Source organism: Thalassotalea fonticola, assembly GCF_032911225.1.
GTDB lineage: Bacteria > Pseudomonadota > Gammaproteobacteria > Enterobacterales > Alteromonadaceae > Thalassotalea_A > Thalassotalea_A fonticola.
Window position 1 is genome coordinate 2,713,487 of the sequence record NZ_CP136600.1, and the last position, 23,945, is coordinate 2,737,431.

General features: G+C 38.8%; 26 protein-coding genes. 4 read left to right on the top strand and 22 right to left on the bottom strand.

From position 1 onward, the window contains the following. From RI844_RS10920 to RI844_RS10975, 12 genes are all read right to left on the bottom strand, one after another. Complete coding sequence (locus RI844_RS10920; protein WP_348394710.1) at positions 1–489, bottom strand: type II secretion system protein; 489 nt, start codon at positions 487–489, stop codon at positions 1–3. 125 nt (positions 490–614) lie between these two features. Continuing rightward, entirely contained in the window at positions 615–1,229 is a 615-nt protein-coding gene (locus tag RI844_RS10925; protein ID WP_348394711.1) for a prepilin-type N-terminal cleavage/methylation domain-containing protein, read from the bottom strand. Positions 1,230–1,305: 76 nt separating this feature from the next. Further along, the gene (locus RI844_RS10930) at positions 1,306–1,791 is read right to left on the bottom strand and encodes a hypothetical protein (protein WP_348394712.1); all 486 of its coding nucleotides are present in this window, start codon (positions 1,789–1,791) and stop codon (positions 1,306–1,308) included. Between the two features lie 36 nt (positions 1,792–1,827). Next, a complete protein-coding gene (locus tag RI844_RS10935; protein ID WP_348394713.1) occupies positions 1,828–3,054 on the bottom strand; it encodes a type II secretion system F family protein in 1,227 nt (408 codons plus the stop codon). Positions 3,055–3,074: 20 nt separating this feature from the next. After that, on the bottom strand, positions 3,075–4,790 hold the full coding sequence (locus RI844_RS10940) for a GspE/PulE family protein (protein WP_348394714.1): 1,716 nt from the start codon (positions 4,788–4,790) through the stop codon (positions 3,075–3,077). 2 nt (positions 4,791–4,792) lie between these two features. Continuing rightward, positions 4,793–5,899 (bottom strand): tetratricopeptide repeat protein, encoded by a 1,107-nt coding sequence (locus RI844_RS10945; protein WP_348394715.1) that lies wholly within the window; start codon positions 5,897–5,899, stop codon positions 4,793–4,795. Next, complete coding sequence (locus tag RI844_RS10950) at positions 5,896–6,795, bottom strand: ExeA family protein (protein WP_348394716.1); 900 nt, start codon at positions 6,793–6,795, stop codon at positions 5,896–5,898. The genes RI844_RS10945 and RI844_RS10950 overlap by 4 nt, the downstream gene beginning before the upstream one ends. A 3-nt stretch (positions 6,796–6,798) precedes the next feature. Beyond that, positions 6,799–8,490: a pilus (MSHA type) biogenesis protein MshL gene (gene mshL, locus RI844_RS10955; protein WP_348394717.1), complete on the bottom strand. Its 1,692-nt coding sequence runs from the start codon at positions 8,488–8,490 to the stop codon at positions 6,799–6,801. Positions 8,491–8,501: 11 nt separating this feature from the next. Next, positions 8,502–8,810, bottom strand: coding sequence for an MSHA biogenesis protein MshK (locus RI844_RS10960; RefSeq protein ID WP_348394718.1), 309 nt, complete (start codon positions 8,808–8,810; stop codon positions 8,502–8,504). Next, the gene (locus RI844_RS10965) at positions 8,803–9,480 is read right to left on the bottom strand and encodes a hypothetical protein (protein ID WP_348394719.1); all 678 of its coding nucleotides are present in this window, start codon (positions 9,478–9,480) and stop codon (positions 8,803–8,805) included. The genes RI844_RS10960 and RI844_RS10965 overlap by 8 nt, the downstream gene beginning before the upstream one ends. Further along, positions 9,480–10,085: a PilN domain-containing protein gene (locus RI844_RS10970; RefSeq protein ID WP_348394720.1), complete on the bottom strand. Its 606-nt coding sequence runs from the start codon at positions 10,083–10,085 to the stop codon at positions 9,480–9,482. Before RI844_RS10970 ends, RI844_RS10965 begins: the two co-directional genes overlap by 1 nt. Then, positions 10,078–10,989 (bottom strand): hypothetical protein, encoded by a 912-nt coding sequence (locus RI844_RS10975; RefSeq protein WP_348394721.1) that lies wholly within the window; start codon positions 10,987–10,989, stop codon positions 10,078–10,080. The genes RI844_RS10970 and RI844_RS10975 overlap by 8 nt, the downstream gene beginning before the upstream one ends. Before the next feature lie 163 nt (positions 10,990–11,152). Here RI844_RS10975 and RI844_RS10980 point away from each other — a divergent pair, with 163 nt between their 5' ends. After that, entirely contained in the window at positions 11,153–12,100 is a 948-nt protein-coding gene (locus RI844_RS10980; RefSeq protein ID WP_348394722.1) for a 1-aminocyclopropane-1-carboxylate deaminase/D-cysteine desulfhydrase, read from the top strand. Positions 12,101–12,227: 127 nt separating this feature from the next. Here RI844_RS10980 and RI844_RS10985 read toward each other — a convergent pair whose 3' ends face one another. Both RI844_RS10985 and RI844_RS10990 read right to left on the bottom strand, forming a co-directional pair. Further along, the gene (locus tag RI844_RS10985) at positions 12,228–12,956 is read right to left on the bottom strand and encodes a complement resistance protein TraT (RefSeq protein ID WP_348394723.1); all 729 of its coding nucleotides are present in this window, start codon (positions 12,954–12,956) and stop codon (positions 12,228–12,230) included. 36 nt (positions 12,957–12,992) lie between these two features. Beyond that, the gene (locus tag RI844_RS10990) at positions 12,993–13,724 is read right to left on the bottom strand and encodes a complement resistance protein TraT (RefSeq protein WP_348394724.1); all 732 of its coding nucleotides are present in this window, start codon (positions 13,722–13,724) and stop codon (positions 12,993–12,995) included. A 238-nt stretch (positions 13,725–13,962) separates the two neighbouring features. On the opposite strand from RI844_RS10990, the gene dapA reads away from it, so the two are divergent. Next, on the top strand, positions 13,963–14,871 hold the full coding sequence (gene dapA, locus RI844_RS10995) for a 4-hydroxy-tetrahydrodipicolinate synthase (RefSeq protein WP_348394725.1): 909 nt from the start codon (positions 13,963–13,965) through the stop codon (positions 14,869–14,871). Between the two features lie 176 nt (positions 14,872–15,047). Here dapA and rplI read toward each other — a convergent pair whose 3' ends face one another. The 6 genes from rplI to rnr form a co-directional block, all read right to left on the bottom strand. Continuing rightward, positions 15,048–15,500: a 50S ribosomal protein L9 gene (rplI, locus tag RI844_RS11000; RefSeq protein ID WP_348394726.1), complete on the bottom strand. Its 453-nt coding sequence runs from the start codon at positions 15,498–15,500 to the stop codon at positions 15,048–15,050. Between the two features lie 18 nt (positions 15,501–15,518). Beyond that, positions 15,519–15,746: a 30S ribosomal protein S18 gene (rpsR, locus tag RI844_RS11005; protein ID WP_348392001.1), complete on the bottom strand. Its 228-nt coding sequence runs from the start codon at positions 15,744–15,746 to the stop codon at positions 15,519–15,521. 63 nt (positions 15,747–15,809) lie between these two features. After that, positions 15,810–16,118 carry a primosomal replication protein N gene (gene priB / locus RI844_RS11010; protein ID WP_348394727.1) on the bottom strand — a complete coding sequence of 103 codons (309 nt, stop codon included), beginning with the start codon at positions 16,116–16,118 and terminating at the stop codon, positions 15,810–15,812. A gap of 8 nt (positions 16,119–16,126) precedes the next feature. After that, on the bottom strand, positions 16,127–16,543 hold the full coding sequence (rpsF, locus tag RI844_RS11015; RefSeq protein ID WP_348394728.1) for a 30S ribosomal protein S6: 417 nt from the start codon (positions 16,541–16,543) through the stop codon (positions 16,127–16,129). Positions 16,544–16,791: 248 nt separating this feature from the next. Beyond that, positions 16,792–17,550 carry a 23S rRNA (guanosine(2251)-2'-O)-methyltransferase RlmB gene (rlmB, locus tag RI844_RS11020; protein ID WP_348394729.1) on the bottom strand — a complete coding sequence of 253 codons (759 nt, stop codon included), beginning with the start codon at positions 17,548–17,550 and terminating at the stop codon, positions 16,792–16,794. Between the two features lie 123 nt (positions 17,551–17,673). Continuing rightward, the gene (rnr, locus tag RI844_RS11025) at positions 17,674–20,058 is read right to left on the bottom strand and encodes a ribonuclease R (protein WP_348394730.1); all 2,385 of its coding nucleotides are present in this window, start codon (positions 20,056–20,058) and stop codon (positions 17,674–17,676) included. Positions 20,059–20,239: 181 nt separating this feature from the next. On the opposite strand from rnr, the gene RI844_RS11030 reads away from it, so the two are divergent. Both RI844_RS11030 and RI844_RS11035 read left to right on the top strand, forming a co-directional pair. Further along, the gene (locus tag RI844_RS11030) at positions 20,240–20,668 is read left to right on the top strand and encodes a cytochrome b562 (protein WP_348394731.1); all 429 of its coding nucleotides are present in this window, start codon (positions 20,240–20,242) and stop codon (positions 20,666–20,668) included. A gap of 5 nt (positions 20,669–20,673) precedes the next feature. Then, a complete protein-coding gene (locus tag RI844_RS11035) occupies positions 20,674–21,339 on the top strand; it encodes a cytochrome b/b6 domain-containing protein (RefSeq protein ID WP_348394732.1) in 666 nt (221 codons plus the stop codon). A 158-nt stretch (positions 21,340–21,497) separates the two neighbouring features. On the opposite strand, the gene RI844_RS11040 is transcribed toward RI844_RS11035, so the two are convergent. Continuing rightward, positions 21,498–22,364 (bottom strand): TraB/GumN family protein, encoded by an 867-nt coding sequence (locus tag RI844_RS11040; RefSeq protein ID WP_348394733.1) that lies wholly within the window; start codon positions 22,362–22,364, stop codon positions 21,498–21,500. 154 nt (positions 22,365–22,518) lie between these two features. Further along, positions 22,519–23,919: a M20/M25/M40 family metallo-hydrolase gene (locus RI844_RS11045; RefSeq protein ID WP_348394734.1), complete on the bottom strand. Its 1,401-nt coding sequence runs from the start codon at positions 23,917–23,919 to the stop codon at positions 22,519–22,521. Positions 23,920–23,945: the final 26 nt, after the last annotated feature.

Genomic DNA, 23,945 nt, shown 5'->3' on the forward strand with positions numbered 1-23,945 from the left:
TTAACAACCGGAAAAATCAGTTGTAATATCAGGTCGAGTTTCTGCATCAACTGCATTATCAAATTGAACAATACATGTTAATTTATCTTCAGCATCAGGGTGAGTAAAAATAATCGTACTACCAGATTCAGAGGTAATTTCGAAATCGCCAGTGTCAGCAGTTGTATCTATTTCGAGTAAATCTTTAATACCAAAACCATCTGTTGTTACACCTGTACCACTTACCGCAATTGGCCAACCATTTGCCAGAGCATAAAAGTCGCTACCAATTTGAATTTCGCCTGATGTTGCGGTTTCACCTTCAATTAATGCTTTTGCATGTGAAATTTCTACTGCAGATTGCATACTACCTTCTAAACCTGCCATTACTGATTCACGCGCATCACCAGTTAAGTCGATAAACTTCGGCGCAGCCGTTGCAGCTAAAATACCGAGTATTACAATGACGATGACTAATTCAATTAGAGTAAAGCCTTTATTCTTGTTCATTGTGAACCCCTTGATTAATTTTAAATTCTTTATTAATTAATTTGATGACGCTATTGTAAAATAAAAGTTAATCATTAGTTGTAGTCAATTGTAACGATCGCGTAACAGTTAGTACTTAACGATGACTAGTTTTGGTTAATATTTATAACAACTGAACTCGTCGCTGGCTGATAAGAAAAATTATTGCCGGTATTTTCATCAGCAGGAGCTGCATATTGATCATCAGCCTTTACTAAAGTGTCTTTTAGAAAATAGACACAAGTACTTAGAGGGCCGGCGTCGCTGACAATGGCGAAGTATTTAAAACTATCACTATCAACGCCATTTAAATCACCTATAGTGCTAGTGACCAAGGGAGGCTGTTGTAAAATGTTATTCCAAATATCTACACAATCAGCCAATTCTAATGAATCGTTATTGCCTTCAAGGCCGATTGGGTAACCTGGACGAACACCATTATTTTGATTTTCAGTAGTCAAAATTAAATCACTACCATCATAGTTAACCACATTATATTGGCCGTCATTAGTTCGACCTTCAGCTTCCCACTGTGCTCTTGCCAGAGAAACACCGGTCGCGAAACCACCTGCCATACCTTCAATGTTTGCCTGTTGGGCTTGCTCGGTTAAGTCAATAAATTTAGGTATTGCGGTTACGGCTAGTAAACCCAGTAATACCACGACGATAACCAGTTCGATTAAGGTGAAACCTTTATTTAATTTTAGTTTGTTGTTTTTCATAATTCCCTCAAACTGAGTGTATAATTCTAACTTTAATAGAGATTGAGTTTAAAGCAACATAAATCTCAATAACTTGCTAATTTTTATTGGTTATTTTGCCATTTGAACTATTGTATTCGATATACATTCGCTCATTCAATTGATAACGACAAATACGTGTTTTTTGCTTAGTCTTATTGTTTAACTCCACTGCAAATAACGGCTTATTTAAAATTTTCATTTCCGCACCAGTTATTCTGTTCCAAATCCGCTGACATGCATCATGATCCAAGATTAAATCTGGCCAACCAAATTCATTAACCTTAAACGCCTTTAATACAAAAGTTTCATCAGAGCCTGGTAATCGCTCTTTAATTTCAACACTTTTTGGCTTACCTGTCATGAACCATTGCGAATGAATTAATAATACTTTACTGGTTATATCAGCAGCAGCAGCAGCCATTGCTGTTTTATATAAATCTTGTTCATTTTTCTTAAAGTAACTTAAAAATGTCGCCATCAAAATAAAAATAATGACCACGATAAGTAAAACTTTTACTTGGCTAACATTGCGTAATGCCATTGTTATTTAGCCTTGAACTGTACAATTCATATTGAGTTATCCCTGAACTGCTGAATACATGTCCCACATTGGTGTAAATATACCAAGCGCGAGAATTAATACCAAGCCAGCCATAAAACTGATTAATATTGGTTCGATTCTGTCGGTTAATGTTTTCAAATCATAATCGACTTCGCGTTCATAATATTCTGCGACTTCTTCAAGCAGTTCGTCAATTTTACCGGTTTCTTCACCTACTGAAATCATTTGTAAAACTAGCGGCGTAAAAAGGTCACTTGCCTTGGCTGTGCGTAATAGCGTATCTCCGGTTTCTACTCTTTGACGCATTTTTCGAACCTTGTCACTCATAAAGCTATTACCAATGGCGTCTGCAGTTAAACTTAAGCCAGCAGTAATTGGAATTCCGGCGCGCAATACTATCGAAAAACTATGAGAAAAGCGTGCTAACAAGGAGCGTTCAATGATTTCACCGACAAGGGGAATTTTTATTTTACGTTTATCCCAGCTATACAAACCGTCTTCAGTGGCAATATAGCGTTTAAAGGAAAACACACTGATAAACATAATGGCTAAAATAAGCCACCAATAATTGGTAAAAAAATTCGAACTGGCAATAAGCCACTGTGTTGTTATTGGCAGCTCCGTTTGAAACTGCTTAAACATGTCTGCAAAAATTGGAATTACCCAAATATTTAAAATGAACATAGCGATAACAATAGCGACAACAACGAAGCTCGGGTAACGCATTGCTTGTTTTATATTTTTTTTGGTTTCTTCTTCACGCTCTAAATACTGGGCAAGTTTGGCAAATGACTCATCAAGTTGACCGGTATTTTCGCCAACATGTACAACTGACACCATCAGTTTACCGAACACCAAAGGATAGTTCGCCATAGAAGAAGACAAGCTAAAGCCTTTTTCTAGTTTTTCATGAATAGCAAATAGCACATCCTTTAAGGCTTTTGATTTAGTGGTATCAGCCAAACCTCGCATTGCACTCAATATAGGCACGCCTGAGCGCATTAATGCATACATTTGCCGACAAAACATGATCATATCGATTGGCGATACTTTTTTTGAAACCAGCCAGCCAGACATGTTAATGTCGGATGCTTCAGCGTCAGTTGCTGCCGCTTTAATTGTAATGGGGATAATACTTTGCTTACTTAACTGTTCAGCCACAGCGGTGCTTGAGCTCGCATCTATCGCGCCCGAAACTTGTTTGCCGTGACTGCTCCGGCCAATGTAATGAAATACTGCCATTATGTAACCTCAACCTGGGGTTAGTTAATATCTATCACTTCAGTTAAACGTAATACTTCATCTACTGTGGTTACACCTTGCACAGCATAATCATAGGCGGCAAGAGCTAAAGGTCGATAACCCTCACTCTGCTTAGCTGCCTGACTGAATTCTACGGTATCTTCTTTTTTCAATGCATCCATCATAGCTGTATTTAATTCTAATAATTCAAATACACCAACTCTTCCGTGGTAACCACTGTAGTTACAAGACTGACACCCGCTGCCTTTATAAAATTGAGTACTAGGTTTACTGCCCGTTAAATTTTCCAGCCAAATAATTTCTTGTAGCTCTAATTGATGTTCAATAGTACAACTTCGACAAATGCGCCGCACCAATCTTTGTGCAACTATTGCTCGCAAAGCACTACTCACGAGAAACCCTGGAGCGCCCATATCTATTAATCTAATAGCAGAAGTAATCGCATCGTTGGTGTGTAAGGTAGAAAGTACCATATGGCCGGTTAGCGCGCCGCGCATACCAATATCAACAGTTTCAGAGTCACGCATCTCGCCAACCATTAATACATCTGGATCTTGGCGAAGCGCAGTTCTTAATACACGAGCAAAACTTAACTCTATTTTATCACTCACTTGCACTTGGTTAATTCGCGGCAACCGATACTCAACAGGATCTTCAACGGTAATAATTTTAGTTTCAGGCTTGTTCAACTCTGATAACGCTGCATAAAGTGTCGTTGTTTTACCTGAACCTGTCGGTCCGGTGACTAATACCATGCCGTTGGAACGGGTTATTTGTAATCTTAAACGTTTAATCAAGTCATCAGGTAAACCAGTTTGCTCCAGCTTAATAATACCACTGGTTTGATCAAGTAAGCGCATTACCACTGACTCACCAAATTGCACTGGCATGGTTGACATTCGCACGTCTATTTCATGCCCTTTAATACGCAAATGAAAACGGCCATCTTGAGGTAAACGTTTTTCAGAAATATCTAAGCTTGCCATAAGCTTTAATTTAAGCACTAAGGCATTAGCAATTTTTGCCTGGTTGATAATGCTTTCTTGTAAAATGCCATCAACACGTTGTCGAATTCTTAAGCGCTCTTTTTCAGGCTCAATATGAACATCAGATGCACGCATTTGCACCGCATCTTCAAAAACTGATTGCAGCAGTTTATCAACAGTAGCATCACTGGATTCACTGTCAGCAGCAAAATCAATTTCTTTGGCATCAACATATTCTTCTTCGAGCTGACTGGCAAAAGACTCTATTTCAGCGGTGCGTCTGTATAAATTATCAAAGGCATTAAATATTTGAGACTCAGTAACCGCTGCAAGTTTTAATTCCCTAGGAGCAAGATAAACTTCTAATTGATCTAAAGCATTAAGGTCTGCCGGATCGCTCATCCCTAATAAAACAGTATCATCATCATATTCAAGCACTAATGCTCGTAAGCGACGAGCATGTACTTCAGGTAACAGACCAACAACATTGGGTGCGATAAATCTCTGGGTTATATCAATAAATGGCAAATTCATTTGCTTAGCTAAAAACTGTAGCAACTGTCGTTCGCTAATAAATCCGAGCTCTATTAATGAAGCCCCTAATTTACGATGAGTGGTATTTTGCAATTGTAATGCATGGGCAAGTTGCTCATCAGAGATAATACTTTCTTCAACGAGTAAATCGCCTAATCGTAATTTTAATTTTAATTTTAATTTTGGTGTTGCCATTATTATTCCCCCAACTCTATAAGTCGTTGTTTGGCAAACTGCACTGAATTGCTAGACAGTCGCCCAAGCGCAATCGCTTTTTGATAAGCTGAAGTTGCAGGTTGATATTGCTCATTACTATCATAAGAAATGGCTAGGGCTAGCCACCATCGACTTTGTTGTGGGCGCATAACTAACAGCTTGTTATAGGCATTAATTGCCGAGCTATGATGATCGCTTTGTGAAGCCATTGAAGCTAATGCTAATTGATATTCTAGAAGGTTACTGCTTGCTAACTCATTTAATACTTTAAATGCTTTTTCATTATTACCTTCGGTAGAATAAATGCGCGCTAACATTAAACGAAAATCTTCATTGTTAGGTAACAGCACCACACCTTGGGTTAATAAATTTTTTGCCGGTTGATAAGTCTTACGACCAAACCACAAAGCAGCTAATTCTTTGCGCGCTTCAACATGATATGGTTGTAAAATAATGGCTTCTTCTAATAAAGATTCAGCTTTTTTTAACTGACCATTTTTTAAAGCTCGTTTAGCAATACTTAGCTTTTTATTCGATAATTGTTCTGGAGTTAACTCAACTTTGGATATCACTAAAGATGAGTCTTTTCTCACCGACTTATCAACTTTAGGCTTTTCTATAGAAGTACCGTTGCTTTCAACGATTGCTACAGGCTTTGCTTTTGCAATAACAGCCTTAGGCTTCTGAGCCGTGTTGATAATTTCGGTCGAAGTTATATTCACATATTCATTCGCTACTATGTCAGTAGTACTTTTTATTACTTTAGGTGTTACCTGTTCAGTTAATACCTTAGAGGTAGGCACAACAACTTCAGTGGCAATGGCTTGTTGTTTAACTTTCGTTTTGCTTGTAGTTAACGCTTTATCAATAGTAGCTGGTGTTGAGGGAGCAGCATTCATATAGGGCAATAATAAATACATAGCCGCAATACAGATGCTGGCTGTTATCACTACAGCAATAATAATTGTCGTTAAGCTTTTGTTTGCAGTCCTCGCTATTGCACGACTTTGATATTGACCAGTCGTTAATGCTTGCTCATCAGCTTTACGTTTATCCAGATCTTTTAGCATTTCATTAATAACGCTCATTGTAAAACCCCAAAATAAACTGCACTCATCATTGTTATAACTGTTGTCCCACTTAAAAATAAAGGCCACCCCAAACAGCTGGGCTCATCAACCGATTCTGTATCTTTAATTGCTAATGACACATCTTTGGCACTCGCAACATATTTACCTTGGCCATAACATAGCATCAGTATTTTATGACACAGAATATTCACCAATCTAGGTGTACCGCAACTTACTTTTGCGATGCGTTTGTATAAAGCATTTGAAAATAAATTCGGCCCTTTGTGACCCGCTATTCGCAACCTATGCTCAATATAATATTGAACTTCACTAGGGTTCATAGTTCTTAATTGATAGGCAAATGTTATGCGTTGTTTAAGCTGCCTAAAATTATTTTCATTTAAGCGCTGATCAAGTTCAGGCTGCGCAAACAGTACAACCTGCAATAATTTACGCGTTTCAGTTTCTAGGTTAGTAAATAACCTCAACGCTTCTAAACTTTCTTCCGGTAATGCCTGTGCCTCATCAAGAATTAATACTACAGAATGGCCACTTGCATGTAACTCCAACAAACGTTTCTGGATGCGTTCGCTGAGCAAATTTACATTCATTCGTTGTGCTTGCTTTATTCCTAATTCGGCCGCTAAAGCCCGGCGTAATTCATCTGGCTTCAAATAAGGATTAGGAATATAAGCGGTAACAAAATGCTCCGGAATCTCGTTTAATAACTTCCGGCATATTAATGTTTTGCCAGTACCAACTTCACCGATAACTTTGATAAATCCTTCACCATTTTTTAGCGCTACCAACAATACATCAAGGGCTTCATGATGCGGTTGAAGCCCTAAATAGAAATTGGTATTCGGGGTCAAAGTAAACGGTAACTCTGACAACCCATAATGGTACAAATACATTGGTTACTCGCTTTCAGGAAACCATTTTTGCAACAATGAACGTGCTTCTTTGATCTGGTCTTGCCAAGTTTCTTTGCCAATAACTACCGGCTTCAATAAAATTACTAGTTCTTTTTTAACAATTGACTCACTACGGTTAGTAAACAGTTCGCCTAAATATGGAATATCGCCTAAGAATGGTGTTTTCGATTCTATCTCAGATTTGCTCGACTCAATTAAACCGCCTAAGACAATAACTTCACCCGATTTAGCTTTAACGATAGTATCCGATTCTCTAACTCTAGATTTTGCTAATGGCAATAAAATATCTTCTTGGCTGAAGGTTAAGCTTTTCAGCTGTTCACTCGTTACAGTTACCGATGGATGCACATGCAATATTACTTCGCCTGATTCGTTGATTTGTGGCGTTACATCTAAAGCAATACCAGAAAAGAAAGGGGTTAATTCAATTTCAGGAGTAACCGTAGTGGCATTCCCAGTAATTGTTGTGCTTGATACCTCGGTAACAAAATATTCATCTTCGCCAACTTTTATTACGGCTTTTTGGTTGTTTGTTGCTGTAACTCTTGGGCTAGATAGAACTTGCACTTTACCTTGCGTTGACAACAAAGTAATTAATCCCGAAAAGTCAGTACCTGAGATAGCTAAATTACCACCGCCACCAATTATTGATGAGATACCATTTCCAGCGATATTACCAGTACTGCTAAAGCCAACATTACCGGAGTCTACATCTCCTATAGCAGCCCATGAAATACCTTGTTGATAATCATCATTAAGGGTAACTTCTAATATTTTCGCTTCAATAATTACCTGACGGCGTAAATGCTCTTGTGATTGCGTAATAAAACCTTCAATGGCTTTAATTTCATTCGGTAAGGCTTTTACGGTAATTAAGCCAGCTTGTGGCGATACAATTACTGTACGCCCACCTTCAGTGCCGATTAACGCTTGCAAAGTTTCTTGTAATTCTAACCAATAATCAGATTCGTTTTCGGTAAAAATATTTATTCCGCTACGCTGATCCTGACTATTCCCTTGACGATTACTATTAGAAGAATTGCCATTATTAGAAGAGCCACTATTGTTTGAATTATTATTTCCGCCTTGGCTGTTATTGCCAGAGTTGGGATCATTACTTGAGACACCACCAGAATTAACGCTAGTGGATGAAAGACCTGAACGTTTTAAAAATAGGTAATCGAGGGCAATAGTTTGGGTGCGCATACCAGCAGGGTATACTTGGATAACTCTATTGGTTTTCTTGATATCGAAACCATAAATATCTTGTACAATATCTAAAATCTCTGAAAGCGTTACTTCGCTCAAATTTAAGGTAATATCACCTTCTACATCTGGATGTATAGCTATCGAGTAATCACTATCATTAACAATTGCTGAAAAGAAATCTTTGGCTGGTATTTGATTCGCAGCGATATCCATGCGCTTTTCTACCATCAAAGAGTCTCGCGCTGACGCTAATCCTTGTTGCATAATATCTTGCTGAACCGCTAACGGCACTTGCGACAGTGGTTTGGTTTTTGCCTGTTTTTCGCTTTTAATTGAATCATCAAGCACATCTTTTGGCTCTTCTTGCTTGGTTGTTGCCTCTTTTGGCTGCTCAGCAGTGGAAGAACACCCCGACAGGGTTATCGCTGTGGTGCAGAATAAACTTAATAACAAATGCTTTTTCATATTATTTCTACTTATTTGGTCAAAGCGTTAGTAAACAAGACTAGCTCTATCGTTTCGGAAGAACTTTGTAATACCACTTTTTGTTTTTCTATTTGAATAACTCTAAATTCTTCAAGGCTATCACCGACAACCAGAGTCTTTTGATTAATAATGGCTGTGCGTGAATTGCCTGAAATAATGACAGAGTATAACTTCAGATTCTTTGCAAGTGACTCTCTATCTATCGCCGAGCTGGTAAATGGCCGCGTAGGGTCAAGTTCCTCAGCATGAATACTTGTCGTACAGGTCATTAAAGTAGCTACTAAGAATAATTTAAACACCAATAAACTCCTTAGTTGTACTTAAGCTGTACATTTCTATATTCAATGTAGCGGAAGGATAATCATCAACAATATAGTCAAATTCGTGCCAATAAAAAGACCATGAAAGTTGCTCTACATTCTTTAAATAATCGCGCAGTTGAAAATAGTTACCCTGCAGGCTAACTCGAATGGTATGGCGATATAAATCAATTTTCTTAGACGAGCTTTCTTTGAGCGTTTTTTCAGTGCTTAATTCATCTTTGATTAGCTGCTCTGGAGCAAGCGCATTAAATGAAATTAACTTCACCCCTGGAGACAACTGCAACATATCCTGTAATGCCTGTCGCATTTTACTGGGTGAAATAAGTTCATCAGTTAATGAGAGCAAGTCATTATCTATATCATCCAATTTACTACGATACAGTGCTATTTGTTTATCAAGCTCTTTGTTAGGATCATTAGCTAGTTCAACTTGCGCTTTCGCTGATTCCAGAGTGATTTTACTGTTTTTGCTTTTAAGTTGGCTAATCGAATTATTTATACGCTTATTTTTACTTTGCGCGTTCTCAAAAACAAATGCATTAAACAATAAAAAGCAAATAACAACGCCGGCAAGCAAAATAATATACTGCTCTCGCAGACTTAACTTGGAAAATTTCTCTGAAAACACGAACCATTGTTTTTGCATTATTTTGACTCCACACTTTCAGTAATTGTCGAGCTAACCACAAAGGATGTATATCCACCTTCATTGATATTTAAATTAAATTCTGAAAAACGTTTACCCGCCATAAAAATGGAATCTTGAAAACCCGACAACCAAAGTGGAACTGAATCAGCATTACGTGCCAGACCTTGCATACTTATACTGTCATCACTGATTTTTACTGACGTTAAGCTTACTTCTCTATTATGATATTGAGAGATTTCAGTCATAACACTAGCAAAACCACTTAAGCGTACTTGGGTTTGGTCAGTAAGTTGTCGATGTAATACCTGCTTATTTTGAAAAATAAATTTAAGTCTTGATAAGTGATTTACTTTTCTCGGATCAACAACTCTTGATTTTAATATATCTTCAATTTGCTCTAATTGATTTGAAAGTTGCATATTCTTATTTTTCAAAGAGGTGTATTGCTCATTTAATGCTGAATGATTTACATTAAAGTATGCTGTTATAAGTATGCATATAAGAAAAAAAACGGCCCATACCCGTACCACGTTAGTTAATGTTAACCACGTTTGTACTGCTACCAGTTCATCTCTTAATAAATTAATACGAGCCTTAGTCATTATCGGCTCCCAATTTTTCAAATTCGATTAAGCCACCGATGCTGGCAGCACAATTTCTCATCTGCTGATAAGGCTCAGGTAAATCTAATTTAGAAACTGTGACATTAGTGTTTTTATCAAGGCTTTCGATGATAAAGTCTTCATGTTTGACTGGCAGCAATACCTTAATTTCATGCACAGGTGTTTGTTTGAGTAGACGCTCGAAGTAATCCATAGATTTTTGTACTTCGATACTTAATGAATCGCAAATACCTTTACTAAGTTGCTCAGTTGAGTAACCGCCAACATCATGGAAGCCTCGTAATTTTCTTGAAAAAAATATTTGCCCATTTTTAACAATAATAACAAACACTTCTTCAAAAGGTTGCTGACAGATCATTAAAATAGAATGTTCGCTTTGTGGCAGCAAGTTGGCAAAAGCAAACTCATCAGTAATGATGCCCTTAAGGTCAATTTGGTAACGTTTAAAACTGTCGGTATATTTCTTAAGGCTGGTTAAGTGGCTGCAAACTACATTAATTTTTTGCGTACCCGATACAACTACTGGCGAGTCATAATAATCCGCAATCATTTCATCAGGATCAATTGGCACTATATCTTTAACAAGCCATTTAATCGCAGCCGGAATTTCGTTGTCAGGTAAGTCAGGTTTATTTATTTGGACATTATAATAATGGCTGGCAGACAGAACCAAGTGACCACTGCCTTGAATATTATGAGTAGATAACAATTCGTCGAGCCAATCACCTGCGCTTTCGCTCGTTTCAGTAAAAAATTCGCCTGTTTTTCTTTCGGCATCACTGCCATTATCTAAGGCGTACGAACCTGCTTGGCTTCTAAGTGCGATACCAAACTTGCCATCGGTAGATTTTCTATTAAAAAGTGTTTTTAATCCGTTCAACATCTTATTTTTATTACCTTTACAAGGACAAAGAAGTCATAATGCTTAAAAACATTACTACCCAAGTCTTAAGCCATTATCACCTATTTGCTCTTTGGTGCAAGATATTTATTATATTATGTATATATGAAGAAAATCAGTGATTTGCCATGTTCAGGTTAAATATATGAATCTAAGTCCAGTAAACCAAATTGTTCACCCTGACTTTAATAAATATGGAGTAGAGGTTTTTATAAAACGTGATGATTTAATACATCCGATTATATCAGGTAATAAATGGCGCAAACTTAAGTACAATTTACGTTCTGCTCAAGAGTTGGGTTGTCAGCAAATCCTCAGTTTTGGCGGCGCATTCTCGAACCATATCCACGCTTTAGCTTTTGCCTGTAAACAACAGAACTTACAAGCTATAGGAGTTATTCGAGGAGAAGAACAATACCAGCATAATTTCACTTTAAGCTGGGCAAAATATTGGCATATGGAGTTAAGGTTTATTGACCGGATAACGTATAAAAAGCGCAATAACGCTGATTATATTGCTCAACTGCAAGCAGAATTTCCTGAGGCATTTATAGTACCTGAAGGTGGCAGTAATCAATTGGCATTACCAGGAGTAGGCGAAGTAATAACAGAGCTTAATGAACAAAGTGAATATGACTATTTATTAACACCGGTTGGCAGCGGCGGCACTATCGCAGGTTTAATAAAAACAGATAACAATCAACATAAAATACTCGGTATCGCAGTATTAAAGCAAGGAGACTACTTAGCCAATGAAGTAAATGCCTTACTCGGCGATGGTGCAGATAATTATAATAAATGGCAGATATTAAACCAATTTCATCGCGGTGGTTATGGTAAGTATAAGCCCGAGGATGCAGAGCGAATGTTGCAATTTAGCCAAACCACGGGAATTCCCTTAGAGCCTGTATATTCTGGAAAAATGATATTGGCTTTACTTGATTTACTAGAGCAAGATTATTTCAAAGCAGGTGCAAAAATAATGCTGTTACACACCGGAGGATTACAAGGTCTGGGCGGTATGGCAGAACGAGGCTTAATTAGCGCAGATGATTGGCCTGTTCCAGAACAGGCTCCAAGCATAAGTAGATAAGAAGCACCGTCCCCCCCCCCACGAGCGGAGTGAGATGAGGGACCGCCTTCAGTGGAGTTGTGCCTAGAAACAATCGCTCTTCGTTCCCCGTTTCTCGTTTCTCATCTCTATTAATCTCGTATTTTACCTACAACATCCCAGATAACGAGTTAATCAAACCTAGGCGTAATGGCGGCTCTGCTTCAGCAAATTCTAAGTTCGCTTTATTCGCTAGAGACACTATGCGAGTTTGGTATTTCTTACGATCAACAACTTCAGAGCTGGTTTGTGTTTTAGAGCCTGATTCACCTTGTTTAAGCACTGCTTTTTCAGATTGGTTAACTCGAACTCCGTCTTTAACTTTTTCAGAAATTTGAATGTCAGTGATCATAGTAAACAAGTTATCATCAACCATGGCATCAAAAATTACACCTAAACCAGCACCAGCAACACCTGCTGCCACTTGCCCGCTACCTCCACCAAATTGTGCACCAGCAACACCGCCAGCAATTGCAGAGCCAAAACTACCAAATGAGTCGCCCGCTCGTAAATCAGTGCGTCCAACTTGCAACACATTAACCTGTAACCAGTAATGTGCAATGTCTGGGTTATCAATTACTTGATAACCTTTCGCGGCAATTGCCGCTCGCACTTCATTTTCATAAGTTAAACCTGGCTTATCTGACGTATTTCTTAACTGCAAAAATACCGTACGCTTTTCAGGTGGCACAGGGTCAAGCCACACTGTAGAAGACATCTTAGTTTGCACATCCAGGTTGCGTTTTTTAATTGATGTATGCAAGGCTCCACAGCCAGCAAGCGACAAAGTAAAAAACACTACAAATAAGCCAGTAAAATATCGATTAAATTTTTTCATAAACAATCCTTATATACGGGCCTGCCGCCCTACCTTTTATAATATGCCTGACATTGATTGAATTAAGCCTTCGAGTAACTGCTTCTCAGCCTCTTCAAACGTTAAATTTACTTGATTCGCGGTAGAAGTAATTCGCGTCTGATATTTTTTTCTATCGACAGTTTCTACACTTTCTTGAGTTTGCTTGCCCGAATCCCCCTGCTTAAGGATAGCATCATTAGTTTCGGTAATATAAACGCCTTGCTTGGCTCTTTCTGATATTTGTAAATCAGTGATCATCACATAAACAATATCGTCCACCATAGCGTCGGTAATCACACCGATTAAACCACCAACAACGGTTGCGGCTAACTTGCCATCACCATCACCAAAATACGATCCTATTTTTGCCCCTTGAATAGCTGCGCCAAAACCTTGATCGGTTTTACCGTTAATGGTTCTAAGATCTGACTTACCTACTTGTAAGATATTAGCCTGAATCCAAAAGTGAGCTTTTTCTGGGTCTTCTACAAGAGTATAGCCTTTAGCGGTAATTGCTGCGGCAACAGGAGTCTGATAATCCAAGCTCTGTTTATCAGAGGTATTGCGTAACTGTAAATAAACTGTTCGATTATCTGCAGTCACTGGCTCTAATACGATTGTGGCTGACATTTTAGTTTCTACGCTTAAGTCTTTCTTTTTAACTGACGTACTTAAAGCACTGCAACCTGACAATACAAGTAACAATGACAAAAGTATTATAGTTATCAGCTCATTAGCTCGAACCACCGAAACTCCTAAAGACTTTATTAATAGTTAAATAGTAAAGCAGTTAAATAATAAAGTATATCCTTTAAAATTAGGAGGTTGATCAAATAAATTGTAAGAATTAATCACTAGACACTATTAGCCGAGTTTTAATTTAATTATTTCTTTAGCAATTTTCGAAATTAAGATGACCCAAGAGGCACATTTATATACTATTAACGCAACACGTAAAAATATAAATGAGCAATTGAGAAATACAATGAAGCGATTAAAGTCGGCCAGTTTAATTACCGCCATAAAAACACCATATAACCTAAAAGGTAATATCGATTTAGCCACGTACGATAAATTAGTTGAACAACAAATATCAGCCGGCGTTGATGGCATAGTTGTTGGTGGTACTACCGGTGAAGGTCACTTACTTAATTGGGAAGAGCACTTAATGCTTATTGGTCATAGTGCGAATAAGTTTGGTGAAAAACTCATTATTGTCGGAAATACCGGCAGCAACAATACTCGTGAAGCGGTTAATGCAACAGAAAAAGGCTTTGCTATGGGAATGGATGCCGCGCTGCAAATCAACCCATATTACGGCAGAACATCTACCGCAGGTGTACTTGATCATTTTAATCGTGTTCTTGCTGTTGGTCCTGCGTTTATCTATAACGTTCCGGGTAGAACGGGGCAAGATTTAACACCTGATATTATTGAACCTTTAGCTAGTCATAAAAACTTTATCGGTGTTAAAGAGTGTACCGGTAATGAGCGGATCAGCCATTATGAACAGCAAGGCATTGCTTGTTGGTCGGGTAATGATGATGAATGTTTTGTTGGTCGTCATCAATTTGGCGCACACGGCGTAATTTCAGTGACTTCTAATATTATTCCAGGGTTAATGCGCACCTTAATGGACAATAATGAACCTCAGCTTAATAATGACTTACAAGAATTCATAAAGTGGTTATTTTGTGAGCCAAATCCGATAGCCTTAAATACAGCGTTAATGATGACCAATGCAGTAGAAAAAATATTCCGCGTTCCTTACCATGCCCTTAACTTAGAGCAGCGCCAGCAAGGCTTTGAATTATTGTCTAAACTAGATAGTAAAGATATTGTTGGCGATAGCTTATCTTTATTAGATGACAGTGATTTTATTTATAAAATTTAGCCTTCACTAAATTTATAGCCGCCGACTTAGTTGCCATAATTTACAGGACGTAATGAATGCCGTGGACGCATGGATGCGTATGAACGGTCCATGGCAAGCCGGCATTCCATCATCCTTGATGTAAATAAAAAAGCCTGCACGAAGCAGGCTTTTTTGATCATTGTAATAAATTACAATTAAGCTTCAGCGATAACTACAACGTTGATAGTTGTGTCTACGTCTGCGTGAAGGTGAATAACGATTTCGTTAGTACCAGTTTCACGGATTGAACCTAAAGGAAGACGAACTTCTGCTTTAACAACTTCAACACCAGCTTCAGTAATTGCTGCAGCAATATCGTTAGTACCGATAGAACCAAACAATTTACCTTCGTCACCCGCTTTAGAAGCGATAGTAACTTCAGCTAACTCAGTTAATTTAGCAGCGCGAGCTTGTGCAGTAGCTAGAACAGCAGCTAATTTTGCTTCAAGTTCAGCACGACGTGTTTCGAAGTGTTCAACGTTAGCTTTTGATGCAATAACTGCTTTACCTTGCGGTAATAAGTAGTTACGTGCATATCCAGACTTAACTGTTACCTGATCACCCAGGCCGCCTAACTTGGCAATTTTATCAAGAAGAATTACTTGCATTTTAATAGCCCCTTTAGGTTACTTGTGTAGATCAGTATATGGTAATAAAGATAAGTAACGAGCACGCTTGATCGCACGACCAAGTTGACGTTGATACTTAGCTGATGTACCAGTGATACGGCTAGGAACGATTTTACCACTTTCAGTGATATAGTTTTTTAACGTTGCGATATCTTTGTAATCGATCTCAGCAACGCCCTCTGCGGTAAAACGGCAGAATTTACGACGTCTAAAAAAACGTGACATGGATTTCTCCTAATATACGGTGTTACTTTTTTAACACGAAAACGCGCTAATATGAGTTTTCACCTATTTAATCATTTCAATTTGCGATGCATGTAACACTAAAATTGGATTTCCATTTTTAGTTTCGTGGCGGTTTATAAAACCGTTCACTTTTACGTTACAGCCCGCTATTAATTCACGAGATATTTTTTGTGACCATTGTCCTGTTGCTACTACTTGCATTCTTACGAACACTTGACGGTTAAGTCCATCTTCCATTTGCACTGAGCGATGCTCTAATGAAAACTTAATATGGGCAATCCCCGCAGGGCTTATTGATACATCCGGAGCCTTAACTACCGCGCCTATCAATACAAGGCAATTTTCAGTCACTAAAATTACTATTCTGCGCTTGCAGCTTCTTCAGCAACTGGTGCTGTTGCAGCTGGAGCTTCTTTAGTAACTTCTTTTTTCTCGCGGCGGTCATCGCGACGGTCATCTTTAGCAGCAGCCATAGGTGATGCTTCAGTTACCGCGCCTTTAGTGCGCATGATCATGTTACGAATAACAACATCGTTATAACGGAAAGAAGTTTCTAACTCATCAATAACTGACTGAGGCGCTTCAATGTTCATAAGAACATAGTGTGCTTTGTGTAGTTTATTGATTGGGTATGCTAATTGACGACGACCCCAGTCTTCAAGACGGTGGATTGTGCCTTCAGCAGTAGTGATCATGTCTGAGTAACGTTGGATCATACCAGTTACTTGTTCACTCTGATCAGGGTGAACCATAAATACGATTTCGTAATGACGCATTACGAGCTCCTTACGGTTGTAGCCTCATAATCTGGCTCAGCCAACACCAGTTGAGGCAAGGAACAAAAAAGTTCAGGCTGAATTAAGGACGCGTATTGTAGGGAAAATGAGCAACTAAAGCAAGCATCTTTGCTTTTTAGCGTGAATTTAGCTGAAAGTGCTCTAAAAGATACAGTTGATTACATTTTAAACAACCGGGATTATCGCTAGAAAAAACAATAACCCAATGATTTATCTATGTAAAAAGATTAGCCATGTAGTCGTTGGCGAACTATTTCGAACAAGCAAATACCTGATGCTACAGATACATTTAAACTTGATACTTCACCAGCCATTGGCAGTTTTACTAAGGCATCGCAGGTTTCACGTGTTAAGCGGCGCATACCTTTACCCTCTGCGCCCATAACAAGCGCCATAGGCCCTGTTAACTTGCAATCATACAGTGATTGAGTTGCTTCACCTGCAGTGCCAATAATCCATATGCCCATTTCTTGCAAAGCTTTCATAGAGCGAGCAAGGTTAGTAACTTGAATTAACGGAATACTTTCGGCTGCGCCTACCGCAACTTTACGAACCGTAGAGGTAATACGGGCAGCATTATCTTTTGGCACTACAATAGCTTGTACACCTGCAGCATCGGCGTTGCGTAAACAAGCACCAAGGTTATGCGGGTCAGTAACGCCATCTAGAATTAATAAAAATGGTTGTTCGTTTTTAGCAACTGTTTGTTCAACGATGTCGGCTAAGTCATTTTCAGTAAACACTTTACCCGGCTTAACTTTGGCAATCACACCTTGATGTTGCTCGCCTTCACTTTTGTCATCCAAAGCTTTACGGTGCATTAATTGCACTGATACGCCGTATTTACGAGCTAAATTTATAATCGGTAATAAGCGTTCGTCTTCACGCCCTTTTAAACACCACAGTTCAATGAAGCGCTCAGGGCTTTTATTTATTAAAGCCGTTACTGCGTGAATACCAAAAACTAACTCGTCGTGCTTTGCCATGTGTTCTCTTCTTTGATTTTTATATTCCCGAACTTGCTTCAGGATCTAGTGTTAAATGGACTGAGATCCTGAAATAAATTCAGGAACTGGAGTCTCAAGCTATAAGCTCAAAGCTTGTAGTTGTTAGGTTTTTGCTTTTTTACGAGCGTTTTTACCCGGGCGACCTTTAGCTTTTTGTCGTTTTCCAGTTTTAGGTTTAGCTTTATCTTTGTTTTTACTCTTGCCTGGTTCAAACGGCTTACGTTCAACAGTTTTGCCTTTGTTTTCGGCTTTATGTTGAGTACTTTTAACCTTTTTCTTTTGCTTTTTGTTTAAATCAGATGGCGCATTATCGCCCCCCAAAATAAGGTCAATTTTCTTTTCTTCAAGGTTAACCGCAGCAACTTGCACTTCAAGAATATCACCAACATGATATTTCTTCTTCGAGTTCTCTCCCACCAAGCACATGCGTACTTCATCATGAGAATAATAGTCCTTACCGAGCGAGCTAATATGCACTAAACCTTCAATATGAAAATCTTGCAGGCGTACAAAGAAGCCAAAGTTGGTCACAGTGGCAATCACCCCAGTAAACGTATCACCAACGTGGTCTTGCATAAATTCACATTTTAGCCAGTCAGAGACTTCTCGGGTTGCATCATCAGCACGGCGCTCAGTCATCGAACAATGCTCACCTAACTCAGATGCTTCTTGTTGATCATATTCATAGAAACCAGCATTAACTTTACTATTTTCTTGCTTTTCTAATATCGCTTTAATCACCCTATGTATAACTAAATCAGGGTATCGTCTAATTGGTGAGGTAAAGTGTGAATATGCAGGTAATGCTAGACCAAAATGGCCCAGGTTTTCACACTGATATACTGCTTGTTTCATCGAACGCAATAACATAGTTTGGATCAATTCATGATCAGGCCGATCGGCAACTTTCGTTATGATCTCACCAAAATCAGCAGATGTTGGTTCATCTTTTTTCGTTAACTCTATGCCTAACTCGCTCAGGTACTTAACTAAATTGTTATATTTTTCTTCATTAGGTTTATCATGCACGCGATATAAGCCGGGCTTTTCATGCTTGGTAACAAACTCAGCCGTGGCTACATTGGCTAAAATCATACATTCTTCGATGATTTTATGCGCATCATTACGCACCACAGGTTCAACAGAATCAATTTTGCGATCAGCGTTAAAAATAAAACGCACTTCTTCAGTTTCAAACTCTATTGCGCCGCGGCCGCGTCTAGCAACTACAAGGCTATGATATAAACGGTGTAATTCTTCAAGATCGCCAACGCGTGCATCGTATTGCTGACGAAGATCTTTATCACCTTCTAAAATTGCCGCTACTTTTGTATAAGTAAAGCGCGCATGAGAGTTCATTACTGCTGGGTAAAATTTTGAATCTTGCAATTTACCATTAGCACTAATGCTCATTTCAGATACCATACACAAACGGTCAACGTCAGGGTTTAATGAACACAAACCGTTTGATAATACTTCCGGCAGCATAGGAATAACTTGGTTAGGGAAATATACTGAGTTACCACGTTTAATAGCCTCGCCATCTAAGGCAGTTCCGGGGCGCACATAATAACTGACATCGGCTATTGCTACCCACAATCGCCAACCACCATCTTTTTCAGGACGGCAATATACTGCATCATCAAAGTCTCGAGCGTCTTCACCATCAATGGTAACAAGTGGTAGTTCGCGTAAGTCTATTCTGCCTTTTTTTGCTTCATCATCAACTTCAGGGGTAAGTGCACTTATTTCAGCCAGCAATTCTTCTGACCATGAGTGTGGTAAGTCATGCTGGTGTAAGGCCACCTGTATTTCCATACCCGGCGCCATATGTTCACCGAGTACTTCAGTAATTTTACCTAGCGGTGTGGTACGTTTTGTTGGTCGTTGAATGATGTCAACGATAACCATTTGACCTTGACGTGCACCCAACCGCTTATCACTTGGAATAATAATTTCATGGCTAATACGCGCATCTTCGGGAATAACCGTTATCACCGATTTTTCAACAAAAATACGACCGATAATTTTATCTTTTCTCGGTTGCAGTACATCTAAAATACGAACTTCTTGACGGCCTTTTGCATCAGAACTTTCAGTTACCCGAGCTTCAACCACATCACCATGAAAAAGTTTACGCATTTCATGGTAAGGAATATATAAATCTTTATCCCCCTCATCAGGCTTTAAAAAACCAAAGCCATCGCGATGACCGATCACTACACCGGTAATAACTGAAGATTTACTGGCAATTGCATACTGTTTGAATTTGGTAAATACCAACTGACCAGCATTTTCCATTGCTCGTAATCTACGTTTAACACCAACTTTTTGATCTTCATCTTTATAACCAAGCTCTTTACAAACTTGCGCAAACGTCATCGGATGACCTTTTTGTTCGATAAGAGATAAGAGAAATTCACGACTTGCCACAGGGTTGTCGTATTTGGCTGATTCACGTTGATGATGGGGGTCTTTATTCTTCACAGATGTTCTTTATTCCTTGATAAATTTATTACTAATGTCGTTAACTTTTATAACATAGCATTAATAAAGTGAGTATATCTTAGTTAGCAACTTAACGCCTAACATATCGATAGGGTATTACTTGAAAAGCGAATAATTATCATTACAATGCTGTCATTGCTATCAATTATAAAGAAGAATTATGAAGAAAATATTACTAAGCGCTATTTTATCACTAACATTTATTAACTCGGCATTTGCTGCCCATCCACAGTGTGGTGAAACCGAACTTGCTAACATCATGGGCAACATGAAAGACAGCATGAAAGCGATAAAAGGTGCGGCTAAAAGCAATGACATTGAAAAGCTAAACTCAGTTGCTAACCAATTATTAGCCAGCGTGCAAAAAGCTGATCAATATGTGCCTTTAACTATTACAGATCAAAAGCAATTAACAGCTGAGCAACAACAAAAATTTGCTGATTACAAAAATGGCATTGCTAAGCTAGAGCAAGCGGTAACCGCATTAACTGCGGCAACTAATGCAGCAGAACGTAAAGCTGCGTTAGGTCAAATAGGCAAAGCAGCTAAGAAAGGTCACAAAGCATTTAAAATGGATTGTGACGAGTAACATAAATGCAAACAGTTAAAGTTTGGGACAATTTCACCCGAATTTACCATTTAAGCCAGTTAGTATTGCTGGCTTTACTTTGGTACACAGGTGAAAACGCTGAGTTTGAATGGCATTTCATCTGTGGCTTCACTCTCGCAGCTTTATGGCTTAGCCGTCTTGTTTGGGGGGTTATCGGCAGTGATACGTCAAAATTCACTCATTTCGTCCGTACACCTGTTACCGTATTAAAAGCGTGGAAAAACAATAGCATTGCAACACCACATATTGGCCACAATCCTGTTGGCGGATATATGGTGATGTTTTTACTGTTTTGTTTGGGTGTGCAGCTCTTCACCGGTTTATTTGCCAGTGATGATGTATTCACTGAAGGCCCTCTATATATGATGGTTAGCGAATCCTTCGCTGAATCTATGGATTCATTACATCATCAAACCTTTAATGTGTTGCTAGTACTAATTAGCTTGCATGCGGTTGCAGGTATTTTGCATGTGCTAAGAGGTGACAATGTTATTGGCGCCATTTTTACCGGTAGAAAGATCACTGAAAAAAAGAAAACTAAGCAAAAATTTGATAGGTTAAATTTCAACTCAGCAACTATCCCGCTAACCATATGGGGAATATTGACTTATATTTTGTATAGTTGGGGCATGTCAGCAGCAAGTTATTAGATCCCGTTTTTCAACAGGACGCTATTATATCGGATATAGCTTTTGTGAAATGTGTTGGTCACTCCTCGTTTCTCGTTTCTCGTTTCTCGTTTCTCGTTTCTCGTTTCTAAAATAATCCCCTCTAGTTTAACAAATAAACTAGAGGGTATTTAAATCTATTAAAGTTGCTTTATCGTATAACCCTTAGCTTGTAATTGACTTAATACACCTTCTTTACCAACTAAATGCATTGCGCCGACCAAAACAAATTCAACTTCTTTAGTGTTGAAATATCCTTCAACTGCTGGCATCCAATTATTATTTCGCTCAACCAGCAGTTGATTGTATGATTTAGGAAATTTTTCCTGCCATTCTTTACCTGCTACGTTATAAAGCTCTTCATTGTCACCGGTTCGCCAGGCATCTTTCATTTCTTTCATCATGGTTGGCAGTTTCTTCATGTCATCTAACGTGTAATTAATGAGCTCGTCTTCATAGCCTTTACCCATGTTAGCTAAATAAGAAATTTGTTGTTCAGGTAATTCTAAATATTTGAATGATTTTTTATCGGCAATCCCACGAGTACTAAAAAAAGCATCAACTCCAGTTCCACCTAGCCCTAATCGTTGCAGCTCTACCATAGTTAAGGTCACAGAAAGCATGGATGGTTTGAACATTTGTAAGTTTGCTACCGGTATACCTTTACTTTCCATATAGGCATTCAATTTCTTAACCGTTTCAGGTTTTAAATCATCGGCGTAGGTTCTGCCATCTTGATAGGTCATTTGCTGCAACATTTGCTGCTGAAACGCCATGGTTTGCGTTAGGCTCATATCCATTTCAAATACTAATACAGATGATTGTTGATATGCTTGATCAAATGCTTGCGGTAGAGGGTAATCACTTTCGCTAAGTACATGTACCGTACCGCCAAAATAAACTGTTTCACCATTTTTACTTACCTGCCATACAGGTGCATCAGCAAAACTGCTAAAACTAATTGAAAGAAGAGTGAACGTAGACAGTACTTTCCATAACTTTGACATGCATATTCCTTATTATTTAAACGTATTTATCATGCAAATTTAATACTAGCCTAAACAACAAGGAATTGCTCCTGCATTTTGTCATATAGGCCATCCTTGGCCAAAAAAAAGGCTAGCAACTTGCTAACCTTTTTATTTATATTAAGTTATTGCTTTACTTTCTAAAATCAACACCAGCTTGCGCTGCAAAATAGGCAAACACAGTATAAACAGCGGTATTCTGCTGTAAATCTTTAGCATTTACTTTGTCCAAGGTATCATTCTCAGTATGGTGAATATCAAAATAAGTCGTCCCATCTGGCGAGAAATTCATTGCTGGCACACCTTTATCTGTTACTGCGCCCATATCAGATTGACCACGTGCTTTATTACCTTTGTTATAGGCAACTCCTAAAGATTCAAGGTAAGTTGCCAGCTCTGCTACGGCAGGTAGTGCTTTTTCACCCACACCAGACTGCATTGAGTAAATTTTGCCTAAACCAAAATCCCACTCCACGCCAATCACATGATTTTTCAAGTTATCTTTATGGTCAATAATATATTGTTCCGCACCTAATAATCCGACCTCTTCACCGGCAAATAAAATCACCCGAATGGTGCGTTTAGGGCGTTCTGCTAATTTAGCTATATGGGCAGTTGCCGCCATTACCATAGACACTCCCAAACCATCATCAATGGCGCCTGTTCCAACATCCCAACTGTCAAGGTGGGCTCCTAGTGCAACGATTTGCTCTGGTAATTCACTGCCGGTAATTTCACCAATTACGTTTGCTCCTTTAGTCGCAACGATCTCATTGCGCAGAGCTGTAACTTTTAAGAAAAATTCTACCGGTTTATTACGCTTAAATATGTTCACCATCAAGTCGGCGTCGGGGTTAGATAATGCCACCGCCGGAATTCGCTTTACTTGCTCTTTATAACGAAGAACGCCAGTGTGACCTAAGCGGTTATTATCAGTACCAACTGAACGCATGATAAAGCCCACAGCGCCCTTTTCAGCAGCAACACTGGCACCGTTAACACGAGCACCAACTGCTTTACCATAACCCTTGCCCGTTTTAAAACGCTGCATGCGATAAGAAACAAAGGCTATTTTGCCAGTTAAACTACCTGGTTTTGCGGCTTCTAGATCCGCCATAGTATTAAAATGAACAACTTCGGCTTGAATACCTTTATCACCTGTACCAACACTTTCCCCTAAGGCAATTGCTTTAATGTCATGAGCAAAAGGCACGAGCACTTTCGCCTCAACATCACCACGAATCCACTGATAATGACCTACTTCTTCAGTCCAAACTTTGTCAAAGCCCAAGGCATTCATCTTTTCTACGGCCCAAGCAATTGCGCGTTTATCGCCTTCAGTACCAATCATTCGAGCGCCAACTTCAGTGGTTAATGATTCTTCTATTTGATAGGCAAGAGTCGAGTTAAGCGCGGTTTGTTCTAGTGCATTGATTTGCTGTTGTTCTGTTTCATTTAAATACTGTGCTTGTGCAGTAAATACCGAAAGCGCTGCTATGCATAACACAGCGCTCTTAAATGTTGCTTTCAACATGATGATTTCCTAAGACTTGAAATGGA